General features: G+C 42.3%; 16 protein-coding genes and 1 tRNA gene. 12 read left to right on the top strand and 5 right to left on the bottom strand.

Annotation, left to right across the window (positions count from 1 at the left end; translation table 11 throughout):
* Window positions 1-28 precede the first annotated feature (28 nt).
* The gene (locus GT589_RS06540) at window positions 29-1,384 is read right to left on the bottom strand and encodes a deoxyribodipyrimidine photo-lyase (protein ID WP_293397805.1); all 1,356 of its coding nucleotides are present in this window, start codon (window positions 1,382-1,384) and stop codon (window positions 29-31) included.
* Between the two features lie 131 nt (window positions 1,385-1,515).
* On the bottom strand, window positions 1,516-2,190 hold the full coding sequence (locus GT589_RS06535; RefSeq protein WP_293397802.1) for a methyltransferase family protein: 675 nt from the start codon (window positions 2,188-2,190) through the stop codon (window positions 1,516-1,518).
* A 253-nt stretch (window positions 2,191-2,443) separates the two neighbouring features.
* On the opposite strand from GT589_RS06535, the gene GT589_RS06530 reads away from it, so the two are divergent.
* Together GT589_RS06530 and GT589_RS06525 are read left to right on the top strand one after the other, a co-directional pair.
* Window positions 2,444-3,760: an FAD-binding oxidoreductase gene (locus GT589_RS06530; protein WP_293397799.1), complete on the top strand. Its 1,317-nt coding sequence runs from the start codon at window positions 2,444-2,446 to the stop codon at window positions 3,758-3,760.
* 144 nt (window positions 3,761-3,904) lie between these two features.
* On the top strand, window positions 3,905-4,231 hold the full coding sequence (locus tag GT589_RS06525; RefSeq protein ID WP_293397796.1) for a (2Fe-2S)-binding protein: 327 nt from the start codon (window positions 3,905-3,907) through the stop codon (window positions 4,229-4,231).
* Between the two features lie 182 nt (window positions 4,232-4,413).
* On the opposite strand, the gene GT589_RS06520 is transcribed toward GT589_RS06525, so the two are convergent.
* Entirely contained in the window at window positions 4,414-5,607 is a 1,194-nt protein-coding gene (locus GT589_RS06520; protein ID WP_293397793.1) for a MalY/PatB family protein, read from the bottom strand.
* A gap of 245 nt (window positions 5,608-5,852) precedes the next feature.
* Here GT589_RS06520 and GT589_RS06515 point away from each other — a divergent pair, with 245 nt between their 5' ends.
* From GT589_RS06515 to GT589_RS06495, 5 genes are all read left to right on the top strand, one after another.
* Window positions 5,853-6,560 carry a helix-turn-helix domain-containing protein gene (locus GT589_RS06515; RefSeq protein ID WP_293397790.1) on the top strand — a complete coding sequence of 236 codons (708 nt, stop codon included), beginning with the start codon at window positions 5,853-5,855 and terminating at the stop codon, window positions 6,558-6,560.
* Between the two features lie 125 nt (window positions 6,561-6,685).
* Complete coding sequence (locus tag GT589_RS06510; protein ID WP_330582874.1) at window positions 6,686-7,057, top strand: MarR family winged helix-turn-helix transcriptional regulator; 372 nt, start codon at window positions 6,686-6,688, stop codon at window positions 7,055-7,057.
* A gap of 91 nt (window positions 7,058-7,148) precedes the next feature.
* A complete protein-coding gene (locus tag GT589_RS06505; RefSeq protein WP_293397784.1) occupies window positions 7,149-7,748 on the top strand; it encodes a nitroreductase family protein in 600 nt (199 codons plus the stop codon).
* Between the two features lie 357 nt (window positions 7,749-8,105).
* Window positions 8,106-8,789 (top strand): helix-turn-helix domain-containing protein, encoded by a 684-nt coding sequence (locus tag GT589_RS06500; protein WP_293397781.1) that lies wholly within the window; start codon window positions 8,106-8,108, stop codon window positions 8,787-8,789.
* A 699-nt stretch (window positions 8,790-9,488) separates the two neighbouring features.
* Complete coding sequence (locus tag GT589_RS06495; RefSeq protein WP_293397778.1) at window positions 9,489-9,674, top strand: hypothetical protein; 186 nt, start codon at window positions 9,489-9,491, stop codon at window positions 9,672-9,674.
* Window positions 9,675-9,765: 91 nt separating this feature from the next.
* Here the strand turns inward: GT589_RS06495 and GT589_RS06490 are convergent, their stop codons facing one another.
* Entirely contained in the window at window positions 9,766-9,888 is a 123-nt protein-coding gene (locus tag GT589_RS06490; RefSeq protein ID WP_293397775.1) for a hypothetical protein, read from the bottom strand.
* A 147-nt stretch (window positions 9,889-10,035) separates the two neighbouring features.
* A tRNA-Val gene (locus GT589_RS06485) sits at window positions 10,036-10,111 on the bottom strand.
* 145 nt (window positions 10,112-10,256) lie between these two features.
* Between GT589_RS06485 and GT589_RS06480 the strand changes: the two genes are divergently transcribed.
* From GT589_RS06480 to GT589_RS06460, 5 genes are all read left to right on the top strand, one after another.
* Window positions 10,257-11,954: a glycosyltransferase family 4 protein gene (locus tag GT589_RS06480; protein ID WP_293397772.1), complete on the top strand. Its 1,698-nt coding sequence runs from the start codon at window positions 10,257-10,259 to the stop codon at window positions 11,952-11,954.
* 34 nt (window positions 11,955-11,988) lie between these two features.
* Window positions 11,989-13,011: a DUF3048 domain-containing protein gene (locus GT589_RS06475; protein WP_293397769.1), complete on the top strand. Its 1,023-nt coding sequence runs from the start codon at window positions 11,989-11,991 to the stop codon at window positions 13,009-13,011.
* Window positions 13,012-13,263: 252 nt separating this feature from the next.
* On the top strand, window positions 13,264-14,346 hold the full coding sequence (gene eutH / locus GT589_RS06470; protein ID WP_293397766.1) for an ethanolamine utilization protein EutH: 1,083 nt from the start codon (window positions 13,264-13,266) through the stop codon (window positions 14,344-14,346).
* A 32-nt stretch (window positions 14,347-14,378) separates the two neighbouring features.
* Window positions 14,379-15,578, top strand: a complete 1,200-nt coding sequence (locus GT589_RS06465; protein WP_293397763.1) for an MFS transporter — start codon at window positions 14,379-14,381, stop codon at window positions 15,576-15,578.
* Window positions 15,579-15,717: 139 nt separating this feature from the next.
* Window positions 15,718-16,206, top strand: coding sequence for a rhodanese-like domain-containing protein (locus GT589_RS06460; protein WP_293397760.1), 489 nt, complete (start codon window positions 15,718-15,720; stop codon window positions 16,204-16,206).
* The last annotated feature ends 14 nt before the right edge of the window (window positions 16,207-16,220 follow it).

The following is a 16,220-nucleotide window of genomic DNA, read 5'->3' as shown; positions in this document are numbered from 1 at the left end:
CAATTGTGGAGTTTCTAAGAATGGTTAGTCATTGTAATTTGTCTATTTTATCTAAGTACTTGGCCATATCGAATTTTCTATCCAAGCCTTTAGAATTCATATACCTTACAGTTCCAAATATTTCTCGCTCCTTCCAAGGCCTGTCATGCTTTCCGAAACACCATGCTACCCCTGCAAAACTATTAGGGTCTCTACCATCAAGACAATATTTGTTGTTGAGATATAGGGCTTTTTCAAAGGCATCCTCAGAGGTTGCGCTCCATTCCAGTATTTTCTTGCCCCAGTACATTCTCATATAACCATGCATTTTTCCTGTCAGCAGCATCTCTTTTTGTGCGGTATTCCAATACAAGTCATGGGTCATGGCCTGTTCCAATTCTGCAAGAGTATATAAATATTCCCTATCATCCGCTTCATGCTTTTCAAGAGTTGACTTGGCCCAGGAGGGTATTGATCTGTAGGAATCGTACTTTAAATTATAATAAACGAAATTCACACCTAATTCCCTTCTGACAATCAGTTCTTCAAGAAAGTCTTTTTTATCATCTTGGTTTAAATCCATCAATCTTCTGAAAATGTACAGAGGAGATATCTGTCCAAAATGAAGATATGGACTCATTTCTGATGAATAATCCAGTCCCGGTTCATTTTTATATTTGCCGTAGAATGGCAATTTTTTTAAGATGAAATCTTCCAGCAATTTCTTAGCTTGGCTGGTGCCGCCCTTGAAAAATTTTACCGGCCTCACTGCTTTGTCAATTTCCAGCTGTGCCACCGCACCTTCAATATCGTCCACATCAAATTCAACAAAGGGAATTTCCAAATCAGTGGAGGGCAGATTAACGGTCGTATCATTTAACGGTAAAATGAAGCTGTCTAGTTTTTTGCTAATTTTAGCCCTGAACGTGGCGGCTGAATATTCCTCCTTTATGGAAGCCGACTCAACGGGGATAATGACATTGGTTTCCACCTGTATCACGGGGCAATTTGCATTAAGGGATAAAAAATCCCTCCATTGCCGCTCTATTCTTAAATAACCTCTATCTACAATCATTAACGCAGCCAGAGAAGAGATTTCGAGAGCGCCTATTTCAGGAGACACTTTTCTTATAAGCATTCCTATATTTCTAGCCGCCAATTCCGCTTTGACTTCCTTTAGGCCTTCCAGCATAAAGTAATAGTGTCTTTCGTTTGCTTCAGGAAAACTATCTGTAACCCCAAAATAGACTATCAAAGGCTTCTTCAGACTGTTTGCCTCATGAATTGCATACTCAAGGGCATGATTGTACTCAGCTCTTTGAGAGCTCTGCATCCAATATACTACATAGGGATTATCGACAACATGTTTGTCATTAAGAATTTTAACTCTTTCCTGCGAAATCACAAAATCAGCTCCCTAAATAAAGTTGTTTATATGGGCATGTTTAACATTTTTTATAATTGTGCCGTTTCAGGAGATTGCCAGAAAACCCAATGTCCTGAAGTCATTTTCTATGCAAGAAAAAGTTGAAGATTTCACCAAATAAACGGAACAAGGCGATAACGCGTCTTAGCGCAATAATCGCTGTATCCAGCCAAGCCTCTCAGCAGCACCTCTTCCTCGCCTATTATTCGAATTACGTTCATAGGAATGCAAAGAAGGGCGGGGATTATAGCCCAATAGGAGCCAAGCGCAAGAGGCGTGAACAATATCATTGTAATAAGTCCCAGGTACATCGGATGGCGGACTATTGCGTAGGGGCCGGTTGTTATGACTTGTTGTCCCTTCTCGACTTGAATAGTGGTGGAGGCGTAACTGTTTTCCTTGAAGACAAATATAATAAGTATATATCCTAGAAAAACAACTGCGTTGGCTGCTATAACGAGCCAAAGCGGCACTGCAGACCAATGAAACCGAAAATCAAGGCCAGGTATCACATAGCATAGGAAAAACAAGTTTAAGAAAGCGGGCGGCTTTCTTGTGGTTTCATCTTCCTTATACTTCATTCGTCTCGACAGAAGTTTGGGATCCTTTTTAGAGAAATATACTGCAATAAAAAGCGTCAAGACAGTAAATCCCGACCAGTAAACCCAGGCCTCCCAAAATCTCAACGAACCTGCAGGTGCGAATAATACCAGGGCGAGCAGAACTGAAATTATTACAGGGACAAGAAAGGCCTTTTGCTTTGAAAACTTAACATTGTCTTCCACGAAAATCATCTCCTAATCTCTTGGACTTTTTCCGGACAAATAAATATAGAATTGGTATATGTTATACCCACAACACCGGGGGTTGAGTCAAATCCAGAAATTATCAAAGTCACCCATCAAAAAATAGCGTATTTTTTATATTTATATAGGACTCAAATAGGAGCCAATATTGTAAAAAATCATATTTAGGGTAAGAGTAGCTTATATGGCTAGAGAAAAGGTGCGTAAGTGCCTGCGCAAAAGGAGGGTACCCATGGACTCCCATGAAGAAAAGGTAAGCAGGATTGCAAAGCAACTGAAGGAGCGCAAAAGCTCAGCGCCATTGACTTTGAAGAAGAAGGCTGTTTCCCACGAAGTTCCAAAGCCCAGGGACAAGAAGCATTCGGACGAAAAGCTGGACGTCAGCGACCTTGACGAGATAATCCATATCGATGCGGAAAAACGCATATGCATAGCAGAGCCAGGCGCTACCTTCGAGACGGTTGTGGCTGCTGCAATGGAGCACGGCCTTGCCCCGGTTGTAGTGCCCGAGCTAAAGACTATAACTATAGGCGGCGCGGTTTCAGGGGGGTCTATTGAGTCCATGTCGTACAGGTTCGGTGGATTCCATGACAGCTGCCTTGAATATGAGGTGGTGACGGCAAAAGGTGATATACTTATTTGCACACCTGATAATCACAATAAGCTGTTGTTCCAGATGGTGCACTGGGCTTTCGGCACATTGGGGATAATAACGCTTCTTAAATTCAGACTAATACCCGCAAAGCCGTTTGTTAAGGTGACATATGAGAAATACGGGACTCTTGAAGAATTCAAGAACGCCATATGGGAGCATTACACGAAAAAAGACATAGATTTTATGGATGGAATTATACATTCGCCCAAGGAGTATGTCCTCAGCGCAGGCGATTTTGTAGACAAGGCTCCATACACCCACAGCTATGACTGGATGAGGATATATTTTCTCAGTACGGCAAGGCGGAAAGAGGATTACCTTAAGACGCCCGATTATTTCTTCAGGTACAACAAGGGCGTGACTAACGTGCATCCGAAATCTTTCGTCGGAAGGCTGCTGCTAGGTAGGCTCATAAATTCCAACAGCACATTGAAGCTGGCCAATACCTTCAGAAAGGTCATACCATCAACGGCTATACCTATAACGGTCGATACTTTCATACCCTTTTCAAAGATGGAGGAGTTCATGGAATGGTATGAGCGGGAAATAGGTCATTTCCCCTTATGGTGCGTACCCTACAGGGTGATGCGCAAATACGAATGGCTGTCTGATGAATTCATAAGCAATGTCAGGGACGAGCTGTTCCTCGACATCGCACTATACGGCATGCGAAGGAAAGATGCGGAGCATTACCACAGGATAATAGAGAAAAAGCTCATAGAGCTCGGCGCAATAAAGACTCTCATATCAACCAATTTGTATTCCGAAGAGGAGTTCTGGAGGATATGGAACAAAAATAACTACGACCTGGTAAAGAGCAAAACAGACCCGGACAACATATTCAGAGGGCTTTACGAAAAGACCTGCAGGGCATCAAGGGGGTTGGGCAGGTAGAGGATTGACGGAGGTTTGATTTTTTGCTTGATACATCCAAAGTCTGTTGTATAATATACTATGAATGATTGCGGTAAAATATATAAATCACTTTAAATGATTAGGCCGCTTTTTATCAACAAAGTATAAAGGAGAATGGGGATAATGGCTGGAAACAAAACTATTTGCACTGTAAATAACGTGGACTACTCTACAATAAGAAAGGCAATGTGCTCGGGAGCAAGAACACAGCAAGAGCTAGTTGATATGGTTGGAGTATGCACTGCCTGCGAGGGATGCAAAAGCGAGCTGGATAAAATACTTTTATCTGTATGCGGCTGCAAGGACGTTTCGCTAAAGGCTGTGGTAGACGCTGTCAATAATGGCGCCGACACGGTAGATAAGGTTGGGGAAGTTACAGGAGCAGGCACTGGCGAAGGCTGTGGAAGATGTAAGGCTCTTATTGCCAATATACTTGAGCTTGGCAGATAATTAAGTTCTATTGAAGAGACGCCACGCACTTTCGTGACTCTAGTAATGAGTTAGTTCACAAAAGTCGTATGAAATCAAAGGCATCTATCTGAAAAGGTAGGTGCTTTTTTAGAGTCCGAAAATATTCTAATCAGAAAAGGACCGGATTTCAAAGAATGAAAAATCCGGTCCACTTGCTAAAATTACTTGTTCAAAAGCTCGCATATTCTCCTAAGTCCCTCTTCGAGCACTGACCTTGGGCAGGCCAGGTTGAGCCTGATGTATCCGTCGGAGTCCGCAACGAACATGTTGCCTCCCTCAAGAAGCACTCCGGCATTGTTTGCAAAGTAAAGAGGCAGGTCTTCATCCTTTGAAACATAGGCGTTTATATTGACCCAAGCCAGGTAGGTTGACTCTGGGATTTTGAAGACAGCCTTCGAAAGGTGTTCTTCCAGGTACTGCCTAGTGAATTCGAAGTTAACGTCCAAATATGCCTTAAGCTGATTGAGCCACTCTTCGCCATGCAGGTATGCTGCCTGAGCCGCTGCAATGCTCAGAGGATTTTCAAAAGGATAGTGTCGCTGTTTCCAGGTGTCCCTGAGCTCGTCGTTAGGTATTATAACATTCGAGAACATAAGCCCCGCTAGGTTGAATGTCTTGCTTGGAGCCATGCAAGTGATGATCCTGTCTGTTTCCGGGAAAAGCTTGGCTAGAGGCGTATGCGTGAGCCCCGTTCTAAGGAGATCGCAGTGTATCTCGTCCGATATTATCCACAGGCCGTTGTCCAGGCATATCTGTCCGACTTTTCTAAGCTCCTCCTCAGACCATACACGCCCTGAAGGATTGTGGGGATTGCAGTATATGCACAGAGTGACCTTCTCGTCCTTTGTCTTTCTCTCTATATCATCGAAATCCATAGTATAGTAGCCGTCATTTTCCAGCAGAGTCGAGCATACTGTTTCTATGCTGTTGAAGTCGGCCGCGTACTTGAAATAGGCATACGAAGGAGTAAATATCAGTATCTTCTCATCGGGCTTGCAGATGTGTCCTATGAGCTCGAAAAGTGCCGGTATTATGCCGTTTGATGTTACCAGATGCTCCTTAGGGAATGTCCAGCCGTAACGGTTCTGTGTCCATGATGAAAACGCCTCATAATATTCCGGATCGAAAACCTTTGTGTAGCCAAATATCCTCTTGTCGGCCCTGTCTTTAATTGCCTGGACTACCGTTGGAGGGGTTGCAAACTCCATGTCTGCCACCCACATGCGTATGAATTCATCATCCGCATAAGGAAACTCCATAGTTGGCGGGGCGTGGAAAATGTACTCCCTGAATCCGTCTGTGTTCATGGCATTTGTGCCTCTTCTTTCAACTATCTCATCAAAATTGTAGTTCATAAAGCACCTTCCTTTTTAATTTTATCGTTTCAATCTGAAAAGTCTAATTCATTGAAGTTATTATCGCACAAGTGATTCGGTTTTACAAAAAAGCTAAAATCCATTTAGGGGAAACAAAATATTAAAATAGTTTCGTTAAAGTGGATAAATTCTCTCTACTATGCTAAGATTGAAGAAGATTAATGGATTTTTGATTTATTCAGCAAATTGAATAATTTGGTGAAACCTAGATTTGGAGGCTGAGCATGGAAAAGATAAACCTAGAGATCGGCAGGAAAATCAAAAATTTCAGGAAGGGCAGAGGCATGACAGTGCATGCTCTGGCGAACATAATAAGCAAGAGCAAATCCACAGTTTCAAAATACGAGAACGGTGAAATATCAATAGATGTTGTTACTCTATATATCATTGCTGATGCCCTAAACATACACGTAGAACAGCTTCTCTACATCGAGCCTAAGACTGAAAAGCATTTGTTAAAATCAGAACCATCCGCATTTTTCAGAAATTCCACAAGATTTTATTCCTATTTATATGATGGGAGGAGCAACGGACTCGTCAGGTGCGTCATAGACGTTTTCCCTCAGGAGGACCCTCCTTTTTTTAAAACAGTGCTGTACATGAACGTAAAGAGCTATGACAATTACGAGGACTGCGAAAATACTTACTGGGGCTACATGGAGCATTATGATGTGATTACGACTATTGTGCTGAGAAATCAGGCTACACCTGTTGAGAGAGTAATCATTAACATACTAGCATCTTTCATGGACTCCCATAAAAAGTGGGGGCTAATGTCAGGAGTTTCGTTCAGGCCATTCATGCCCATAGCTCTCAAGATGCTATTTTCGAAGGAGCCCCTGGCCGAGGGAAAAGAGTTAATAGACGAGTTAAAGATTTCTAAGGAAGACATACGGATAATGAAGATCTACAATATGCTGACCGTAACATAGAAGCAGAAAAAAGCCTTGACAATATTACTAATTAGTAATATATTATAAGTATGAACAGTGAAAATGAAACATACGGAGAACAGAGCGATTTAAATTTGAAAACTTTGGTTATACTGAGCAGATGCATGCAGAGTGTCCACAAAAGAGAGTACAAAACTATAAAAGAGGGAGGCTTAACGGTTTCTCAGTTTGCAGTACTTGAGGTGCTCTACCATAAGGGAGACCTGAGGATTTCCGAGATAATAGATAAAATATTATCTACAGGTGGCAACATGACTGTAGTAATAGACAATCTAGCAAAGGAGAATCTCGTTGAAAGGCGCATAGATTCCAGCGACAGGCGAGTTAACCTTATAAGCATTACGGAAAAGGGAAGAAAGCTGATGAGCGAGATTTTTCCCAAGCACGTGGAAAATATAAATGAAATTTTCAGCGTTCTGACAGAAGAGGAAAAGAAAAGTTTGACAGGGCTACTGAAGAAATTATCGGGTGTATAGATTATACACCCTGCACTTTAAGGAAATGATACTAATTAGTAATAAATAAGTAGAGACATATTTCCTATAATAAAATTGGAGGGATGAAGAAATGAGAAAAGACAAACACGCTCCTGTTGAAAACAGGCGTTCAATCTACGCAATAAGCAAGGAACCTGTAGTTTCTGACGAGATAATTGAGGAAGTTATTGAATATGCGGTGAAGCATACGCCGTCTGCATTTAATTCCCAGAGCGCCAGAGTAGTTTTACTTCTTGGGGAGCAGCACGACAGGCTTTGGGACATTACAAAGGAAGCTCTGAGAAAGAGGGTACCAGCTGACAAATTTGCTCCTACCGAGGAAAAAATCAATTCTTTCCGCAACGGCTACGGAACGGTTTTATTCTTCGAAGACAGTAGCGTGGTTGAATCGCTTCAGAATCAATTTCCAAGCTACAAGGACAATTTTCCGATTTGGTCGCAGCATTCAAATGGAATGCTGCAATACGTAATATGGACGGCCTTGGGAGTAGAAGGGTTTGGCGCCTCTCTTCAGCACTACACTGAGCTTATTGAAGCGGATGTTGAAAAAGAATGGAATCTTCCTACGGAATGGAAGCTTATAGCGCAAATGCCGTTTGGTAAGCCTACGGCCGAGCCTGCTGAAAAGCAGTTTCAACCTTTGGATGAGCGCATAAAGGTATTTAAGTAATTCGGCAATTGATGCAGCTTTGATTTAAAAGGTAAGGGATAGATGCTTAAAACAAGCCTCTGTCCCTTTTTTTAATGGAATAATATTGGGTAGTATATATGTATTACAACTATATAGTCGAAAATGGAGAGGAGGCGGTATCAATGGGTGAGATGAGAAGGAAGGACCGTGAGCTGAGGCTTTCGATATTACCGACATAAAGGGCAAGAGAAAGAAGCTTGCCGACAATTGACAATTTTTGTGTTATTATAATAGAATGAGGCCGTTTAAAATTAAACTGAGCCCGACAATAACTAATGAAATTTTAATAGAGCAGATAATGCTTGCGCAGGTAAAATGGATTAAAGAGGTGATTTTATGAACAGACTTGCTATAAAAATAAAAGATTCTAGAGTGGCGGCTGGACTTTCTGAAAAAGATCTGGCGAAAAAATGTGGCCTTTCAGTAGGCTACATACTCCAGGTTGAGTCAGGCAAGAAAATAATAAATGAAAGCGTTGCAGAGAAGATACTCAAGGCACTGGGAGTCAAGGAGATATTTATTGAGGAGGAGAAGCCCGAGGAAAAGCCGGCTGAAAAATCGGCAAAGACAGCCGAAGTGCCTAGGCCTCAGGAGACGTTGATTGTGGAGCCGAGCCAGTCCTGGGCAGATGCCTTGTCTGGAGTTATCAAGAAATATCCGGTGATTGACTTGCACAGCAACAAGACGGTCGATTATAAGGAGCTTCCTATAATCAGCAAAAAAATAGAAGGGCACCATCCTGACAAGATAATGTTCGCAAAAGCTTCAAACAACGATATGGAGGCTTTCAGGATAGAAAAGGGCGACGTGCTTACTATATTTGCGACAAAGGAGATACAAAACAACTCCTTGTATCTTTTTGAAATTGACGGTAAGAAAATGATAAGGCAGCTTAGAAAAGAACAAAACAACATGGTGAAGCTGTTAAAAAGTCCAAACGACGACTCGGCGGAGACTGTTGACTTGAAAAAAGTCAAGGTCATGGGAAGAGTTATCAAGAATGAGTTTTTTGTAAAATAATAATCTATCGAACAGTTTTGCGAAAGGTGCTTGTCTGAAAATGACAGGCGCTTTTTCAATTTATATAGGTTATAAAGCCAATAGGGGAACAAAACCCCAAAAGTAGCGGATTAAAATTAGTTTCTAGAGGAGTTATGAAATTATCTAGCTATGTAAATCGATTTAATCATGAGATGTCAAAGCAGTTTTCTGCCATGGAATGTGAAGGGCACACATTTTGTATACGAGAAAGGATTGACAAAGTTGAGTCGCAACTTCAACAAAACGGTAAGGTAGTAATTCAATGAGGGTAGCTGAGAGTAAAAAAAGATATTTTTCACAATTTACCAGCGTAACATATCCTTATACTGTTGATTTTAAAGAAAAATTATAAACATGATTTCACAAGCTACTAGATTTCGCAAGTGATGAAAACTATTCGCTAACGCAATTTTTTTTCGCGGTCATGTAATGACAAAAGCTAAATCAAATAATAAATTTATATGATTAAAATTTAGGCATTGGAAAACATGCAAAACCTTAACAAAAAATGAAAAAACGAGATTGTTAAATTGCAAATTACTGAAAAAACCATAGACAATGGTTGCTGTTTATATTTGAAAAACATATAATCTGATTACGGATTGCAATTCGAAAGTTGCTGACTTGCAAATTATCTTGGCGATTGCCGGGATCAAATTATTTGAGGGGGAATTGGAAATGAAATCAATGAAGACGGTGAGCATTGTAATTGAAAATGGAAAGATGCTTACAGAATCGATTCTGTTTAAGAGGGAGCAGGTTGAATCTTCTGTAAAGAAGTTGGCACAGGAGTTGGCTGACAGGAGCAGAATGATTGCGGAGTATAGAGCGCAGTATGGCTTTTGTGAAGAGGAAATGATTTAGGAATTAATTTTTCATAAAAAATAGGCCAACGAATTTGTTGGCCTGTAAATTCTATAAACAATATGATTATCGAACTATGGATATGTAACAGTTATCGTATGAGCCCGGCAGACGGAACATCTATAACAAGTCCAGCAGATGTAACGTCTATAACTAGAGATGAAGAAGGTACAGCCAATATTGCTAGCAGCATAAGTAAAACAAGTTTTTTCATTACAATAATCCTCCTTTCTTATCAAAATAAAGGCTCAGTTATTATAACATTCTAAAATTTTTTATACAAAAAAAATCAATAATCAGTTTTAAAGATGGATAAAAAAAGTGTGTACCTCATTGAGATACACACTTTTTTTATTATGATTGGTGGGCAATAAGGGACTCGAACCCCTGACTTCCTCCACGTCAAGGAGACACTCTACCAGCTGAGTTAATTGCCCGAATGAGAAGATTTTATCACATTTTTTATGGATTGGCAATGTCTATATGACTTTAAGAAGTTTCAATTGAGAGTACAACAGCCGAATCTGGGGTAAACACATAAATATATCGAATATAAAGATTTTGTGGCAGGAGGCTATTTTAATGAAAATATGGATAATACATGGATATTTTTTGACGGGGACGGGGAGCAATCTTTATGTAAAGAATTTATGCAGGCAGTTTTGTTCAATGGGGCACGATGTCACTCTGTTTTGCCAAGATAAGGATGTTGAAAAACATAACTTCATAGAATCCGCATATGTGTTTGATGAGACAAACGAGCACGCTGATTTGATTCACACAAAGGTCACGTCCTTCAGAGGAAAATGCAGGTGTTTCGTCCCAAATATCGGAAATATTCTTCCTGTGTATGTCAAGGACAGGTATGAGGGTTTTGATGCCCAAGAGATTCCACAACTTTCAAAAGAAGAGTTGGAGAACTACATTGATTGTAATGCCAAGGCATTGAAGTCGCGCATTTTGCATGAGAAACCGGATATGATTATAAGCAATCACGTTGTAATGCAGCCGGTGTATGTGAAGAGAGCTCTTGAAAGTACTGAGGGTATAGTAAATTTCAACGTGGTTCACGGAAGCGCATTGAATTTTTCTGTCAGAAAAAGCGAATTAGCGTCAAGTTATGCGATAGAAGGTCTGAGCGCCGTAGACGGCATAGTCTTTCTAACTGAGCACTCTATGCAGGAGTTTTCCGAGTATTTTGATAGACGTGCTGATTTTAAAGCCAGAAGGATTCTGATTCCGGCGGGAGTAGACATTGAAAGGTTCATCCCGCTTGAAAAAGGAGAGAGCAAGAACAAGAGAATAGGAAAACTGCTTGAAAACATTGATACCTCCGGAGAGGTATGCATACATACCGAGCATATTGAAAAAAATAAGATGGTTTCTGGATTGATAAAGGACTCCACTGCTTTCCAGCTAAGCGAGCATAAGACTGAACTTATGGAAAAGGGTGACCAAAAGTGCATCGATGCGGATATAAGACAAAAACTGTTTAGGATAGACTGGGAAAATGAAAATATAGTGCTTTTCTACGGCAAATACCTCTGGACGAAGGGAATCCACAACATCATACTTGCGCTCCCATTAGTGCTCAAAGAGAATCCGGATACCAGGCTCATAATTGTGGGATTTGGAACAGCAAGAGGTTATCTCGAGGCCATTACAAGCGCTTTAAACAGTGGTGACCTGGAAAAACTCATGTATCTATTGAAGAATCCGCATGAATTTCAAAATCATGTAGAGAAGGGTACTGAAATATATTCTGAATGGCTTGTGGAAATGTTGGAAAATGATTTTTTTTCAAAGGATTATTTGGATATGGCCAGGGGGAATTTTGCAGAGCGTGTTATATTCACAGGCTTCATGGATCATGAAATTTTAAAGGACATGATACCATGTGCGGATATTGCAATAGCCCCTTCCATATTCCCCGAGGCATTCGGGCTAGTGGGCGTTGAAGCCTTAGCCTGCGGCGTGCTTCCACTCCAGACATATCATTCGGGTTTCAAATACGTGGTGGACACTTATTCGGAGCTCTTTGAACTTGATGAAAGGCTAAAAAGCCTCGACAAGCTATGGCTTAGGGAGGATCTTGTAAGAAATATAGCTCTCAATATAAACACTGTTCTTGAGGCCTATAGAGCAGAAGGGCAAGACCTTGTTGATAGGGTGAGGAAAGAAGCCAGAAGAATATGCACCGAAAACTATTCCTGGAGCTCGGTTGCTGAACGCTTTGTTGGCGAAGCAATTTCAAAGAAAGAGAATGCCAATGAGTTATAGAAGGTTGAGCTTTAAGAAAATATTGCTTGTTATAATGTCAATAATAGTGTTGGCATCATTCCAGGGATGCGGCAGAGGCACTAGTCCGGAAAAACCGGTTGACGTAATCGAGGAAGCCAACAATAATGAAACAGAAGAAAATGAAGACGATGAGACAGAAACTGCACCGCTTAAACCCAAGTTCACTTGTCCTATGGATGGAGAAGGAATTGATGAGATGCCGGTAAGACCGGTGGCCGTAACAATAGACAATTACAAGGGAGCCAGGCCCCAATCAGGGTTAGACAAGGCGGATTTGGTTTATGAGGTGCCTGTAGAAGGTGGAATAACACGCTACCTTGCGATATTTTTTCATGGCAAGACTGACATCATAGGACCGGTACGTTCCGCCAGGCCTTACCTTATAGACATTTCACGGGAGTGGAATGCGGTCTACATTCATGCAGGACAAAGCCCGCAGGCTCAGACATATTTTAAGAATACTAGTGTTGCCCATATAAACGAGATGTTCCACCCTTCTGGATTCTGGCGCGACAAATCCAGGAGGGCACCACACAATCTCTATAGCAGTACCGACAATCTGTGGCGGGAGATTGAAAAGCTGGGGCTAGATAAAAACTCTGTTCCGGAAGGCTTCGAATTCAGGAATGAAGGGGAGGCGCTCAAAGGTGCTGCCGCTGCGGAGCTTCTTATACCATACAGCTACGGAAAGGTGGGCTACAGCTACGATGCCCAGACAGAAGAATACAAGCGATTTTTAAACGGCAATCCTTATAATGACCTGACTTCAGGCGTGCAGCTCTCGGCCGCAAATGTCATCGTGCAGCAGGTTTCTGTGCGAGCCTTTGACAGCGAGGGAAGGCTTGAGGTGGATTTGATTGGAGAAGGCAAGGCCTGGCTGTTTTCAGAAGGGCGAGTGCAGGAGGGGACCTGGCGGAAGGATACTGTAACGGAGCGCACTTGGTTTTACGATGAGTCGGGTGCGCAGATGCGGCTGAAAACAGGACAAACCTGGATACAGCTTGTGCCCAGAAAGGTTCAAGTCAGCTACAAATAAAACGACTAGATGGCTAAGGCTGACAAGCATATATAGATAGCAAAAGAGTTGCCTTAAAACGATTAATGAGCGCTATGAGGTAGCTCTTTTTTTTTCATGGTTCATGCGTGATGATGCAAATTCAAACCTGCCAATATTGTAAGCTGGCTGATTTCACAGTATTATTAAAGTGATATATAATTTTTATGAAACTGGCCGGCGATAATTTAAGCGCATGATTTCGCGCTTGGGCCTTCTGATGGGAGTCTTTATATGAATATATTTATAGCTATAATGCTGCTGTTGGCTGGTATGGGGCTGCTTGACAAGATGTTGGGTGGAAAATTGGGTCTTTGCGAAGAATTCGACAGAGGGCTTGTGCTTATGGGACCGATGGCTTTTTCTGTTGTTGGTATATACTGTATTGGCATTACTGCGGTGCAGGCAAACGCACAATCAATCGCTGCTCTTGCGGAAAGTCTTCCGTTTGACGCTTCGGTGTTAATTGGAAGCATGCTGGCAACGGACCTTGGAGGCTATGCCATTTCCAAGAATGTTGCCTCAACGCCACTTTTAGGGTTGTTTTCTGGGGCTATAGTGGCTTCCACTCTGGGATGTGCCGTTAGTTTCCAGCTGCCGGTATCTCTTGCCACTATTCCGAAAGAAGAGGTAAGTCATATGATGAATGGTCTGCTTCTTGGAATAATCACAATACCTGCAGGGCTTTTGGCAGGAGGTATAATGCTTGGTCTTTCTGTAAGAGAACTGGCGATTAACATTGCGCCTGTGGCGCTGCTGTGCTTTTTGCTTGCCTTGGCATTTGTAAAAGCTACAAAGGCCACAATTAGGGTCATGTCGATTGTTGGCTATACTATACGTGCGGCCAGTTTTGCGATGTTTGGATTGGTTATAGCAGGACTTTTTATGCCCGCATGGCGCATAGTGGATATGACTTTGGTAAACGAAATACTAATAATTCTGGCAAAGATGACTGCCGTGGTGTGCGGCTCCATGGTTCTGTCACGCCTAGCTATTCTGTACTGCAGAAGGCCATTGGACTGGATTTCAGGAAAACTGGATATAAACGAAAAGTCAGTAATGGGGCTTATGCTCAGCCTGACAACAAGCCTTTCTATGCTTCCGCTTTTTCCGCATATGGATCGTCGGGGAAAAGTTATGAACGCAGCGTTTACGGTAAGCGGCGCCTACGTACTTGGAGGGCAGCTTGCCTTCATTGCCAGCGTGGAGGGCGCGGATGTTGTGAGCATATACATGATTTCCAAATTAATAGGCGGGATGTGCGCTCTTGCTGCGGCGGCTCTTTTTACAACGTTAGAAGAAGGTTGCGGAAAGTAAGTGTCTGATCGCACTTTAAAGGAGGCAGAGATATGAGTGGAGACGAACATTCGAAAAAGAAAATCATGGGGATCGAAAAGAATATATTCTTTGTAGGACTTACAAGCTTTCTCACTGACACTACAACCAAGATGATATACGCCATAATGCCTCTTTTCCTAATGACGCTTGGGGCGTCCAAGACTGAGATTTCACTTATAGAAGGAGTTGCTGAAAGCACGGCATCTCTCATAAAGGCGCTCTCAGGCTGGTGGAGCGACAAGATCAGGAAGAACAAACCGTTTATGATCATAGGATATGCATTTACGGCTATGCTTTCGCCTCTTTTTGCGCTGGCAGCAACACCGCTCCAGGTCCTAATGATTCGTTTTACTGAGCGGATTGGCAAGGGGATACGGACTGCCCCGAGGGACAGCCTCATAGCATCATCCTCCGAGGAGGATGCAAGGGGCAGGAGCTTTGGCTTCCACAAGGCAATGGACAACAGCGGGGCCATAATCGGGCCGCTTGTTGCAGCAGGAGTGCTGCTGATGTTTCCGGGAGACTACCGCAGGGTGTTCATGTTCGCCGCAATACCGGGTTTACTTGGCATGGCGTCAATTATATTCTTTGTCAAGGAGGCGAAGTCCAAGAGGCTGCCACCTCTTGGCAGGATAACCCTTAAGGATTTTCCGAGGAGATATTACGCATTTCTTGCGATTGTGTTCATATTCACATTGGGCAACTCAACGGATGCTCTTCTTTTGGTGAAGGCCAGCGATATCGGAATAGAGGCTGCATTCATACCTGTGATATATCTTATATTTAACTCGGTGTCAGTCGTATTTGCAGTTCCAGCCGGAGTTATCTCAGACAGGTTCGGAAGGGAAAGACTCATCATACTGGGTTATCTGCTGTATTCAGCCATATATTTCGGATTTGGCTGGACAAGCAGCAAGCTGACGGTTGTAATGCTGTTTGCGTTATACGGACTCTACAGCGCGGCAACTGACGGGGTGCAGAAGGCTCTTGTAGCTGACATTGTGGACAAGGAGAAAAGGGGCACCGGCCTTGGAATATATAACTGCCTTGTGGGCGTGACACTGCTTCCGGCGAGCCTCGTAGCAGGATTTCTCTACGACAATATAAACAATAGGGCGCCTTTTTATTATGGCTCAATGCTAGCCTTTGTTTCAGCCGTTCTTATGATATTTCTTTATAGAAAAAATCTGAGGCATGCCAGGAAATCATGAAAAGGAAGAAGTTGCGTGATTTGATGGTTTCCTCTATGGATGTCCGTACAGGTATAAAATATTTCAATTACAGCAGAGGTATGGGGTGTGATATCATTAATGTGTAATCATCATAAATTATTTATTGGGAGGGTATCACATGAAAAAAATCACACTAATCATCGCATCGGTTTTGGCTCTTGCGCTGTTTGTAACTGGATGCACTTCGAAGCCTGCAGAAGAAGCAAACAGCGGTAAGGCAACGCAAGCAACTGCAGCTGCAGCCGAAGAGGAAAAAACATACCAGTACTACACAGCAGATCAGACTAAGGCAGCTATTGAAAACAACGAAGATGTTATTTTGCTTGATATTCAGGTTGAGGAGGAATGGGCTGCGCATCACATAAAAGGCGCTATACCTACGCATGCCTATCCTGTGAAAACCGACGAAGAAAAGGCTAAGTTGGATGCGGTTGTATCAAAGCTTGAAGGTACACAGCCTATAATAGTTATATGCCCTGGCGGCAAAGGCGGAGCAACAAGGACTATTGACTACCTTACAGAGTCAAAAGGCATAGCGGCTGAAAGACTTTTCATACTTGAAAACGGCCAAGGTGGATGGCCATATGACGAGCTTCTTGAAAAATAATGGAGCAAGGTTAA

The organism is Peptoclostridium sp. (genome assembly GCF_009881055.1).
Taxonomy (GTDB): domain Bacteria; phylum Bacillota; class Clostridia; order Peptostreptococcales; family Peptostreptococcaceae; genus Peptoclostridium_A.
Note: the sequence above shows the minus strand (reverse complement) of the source record. Positions and strands in the feature narration are given on the sequence as shown.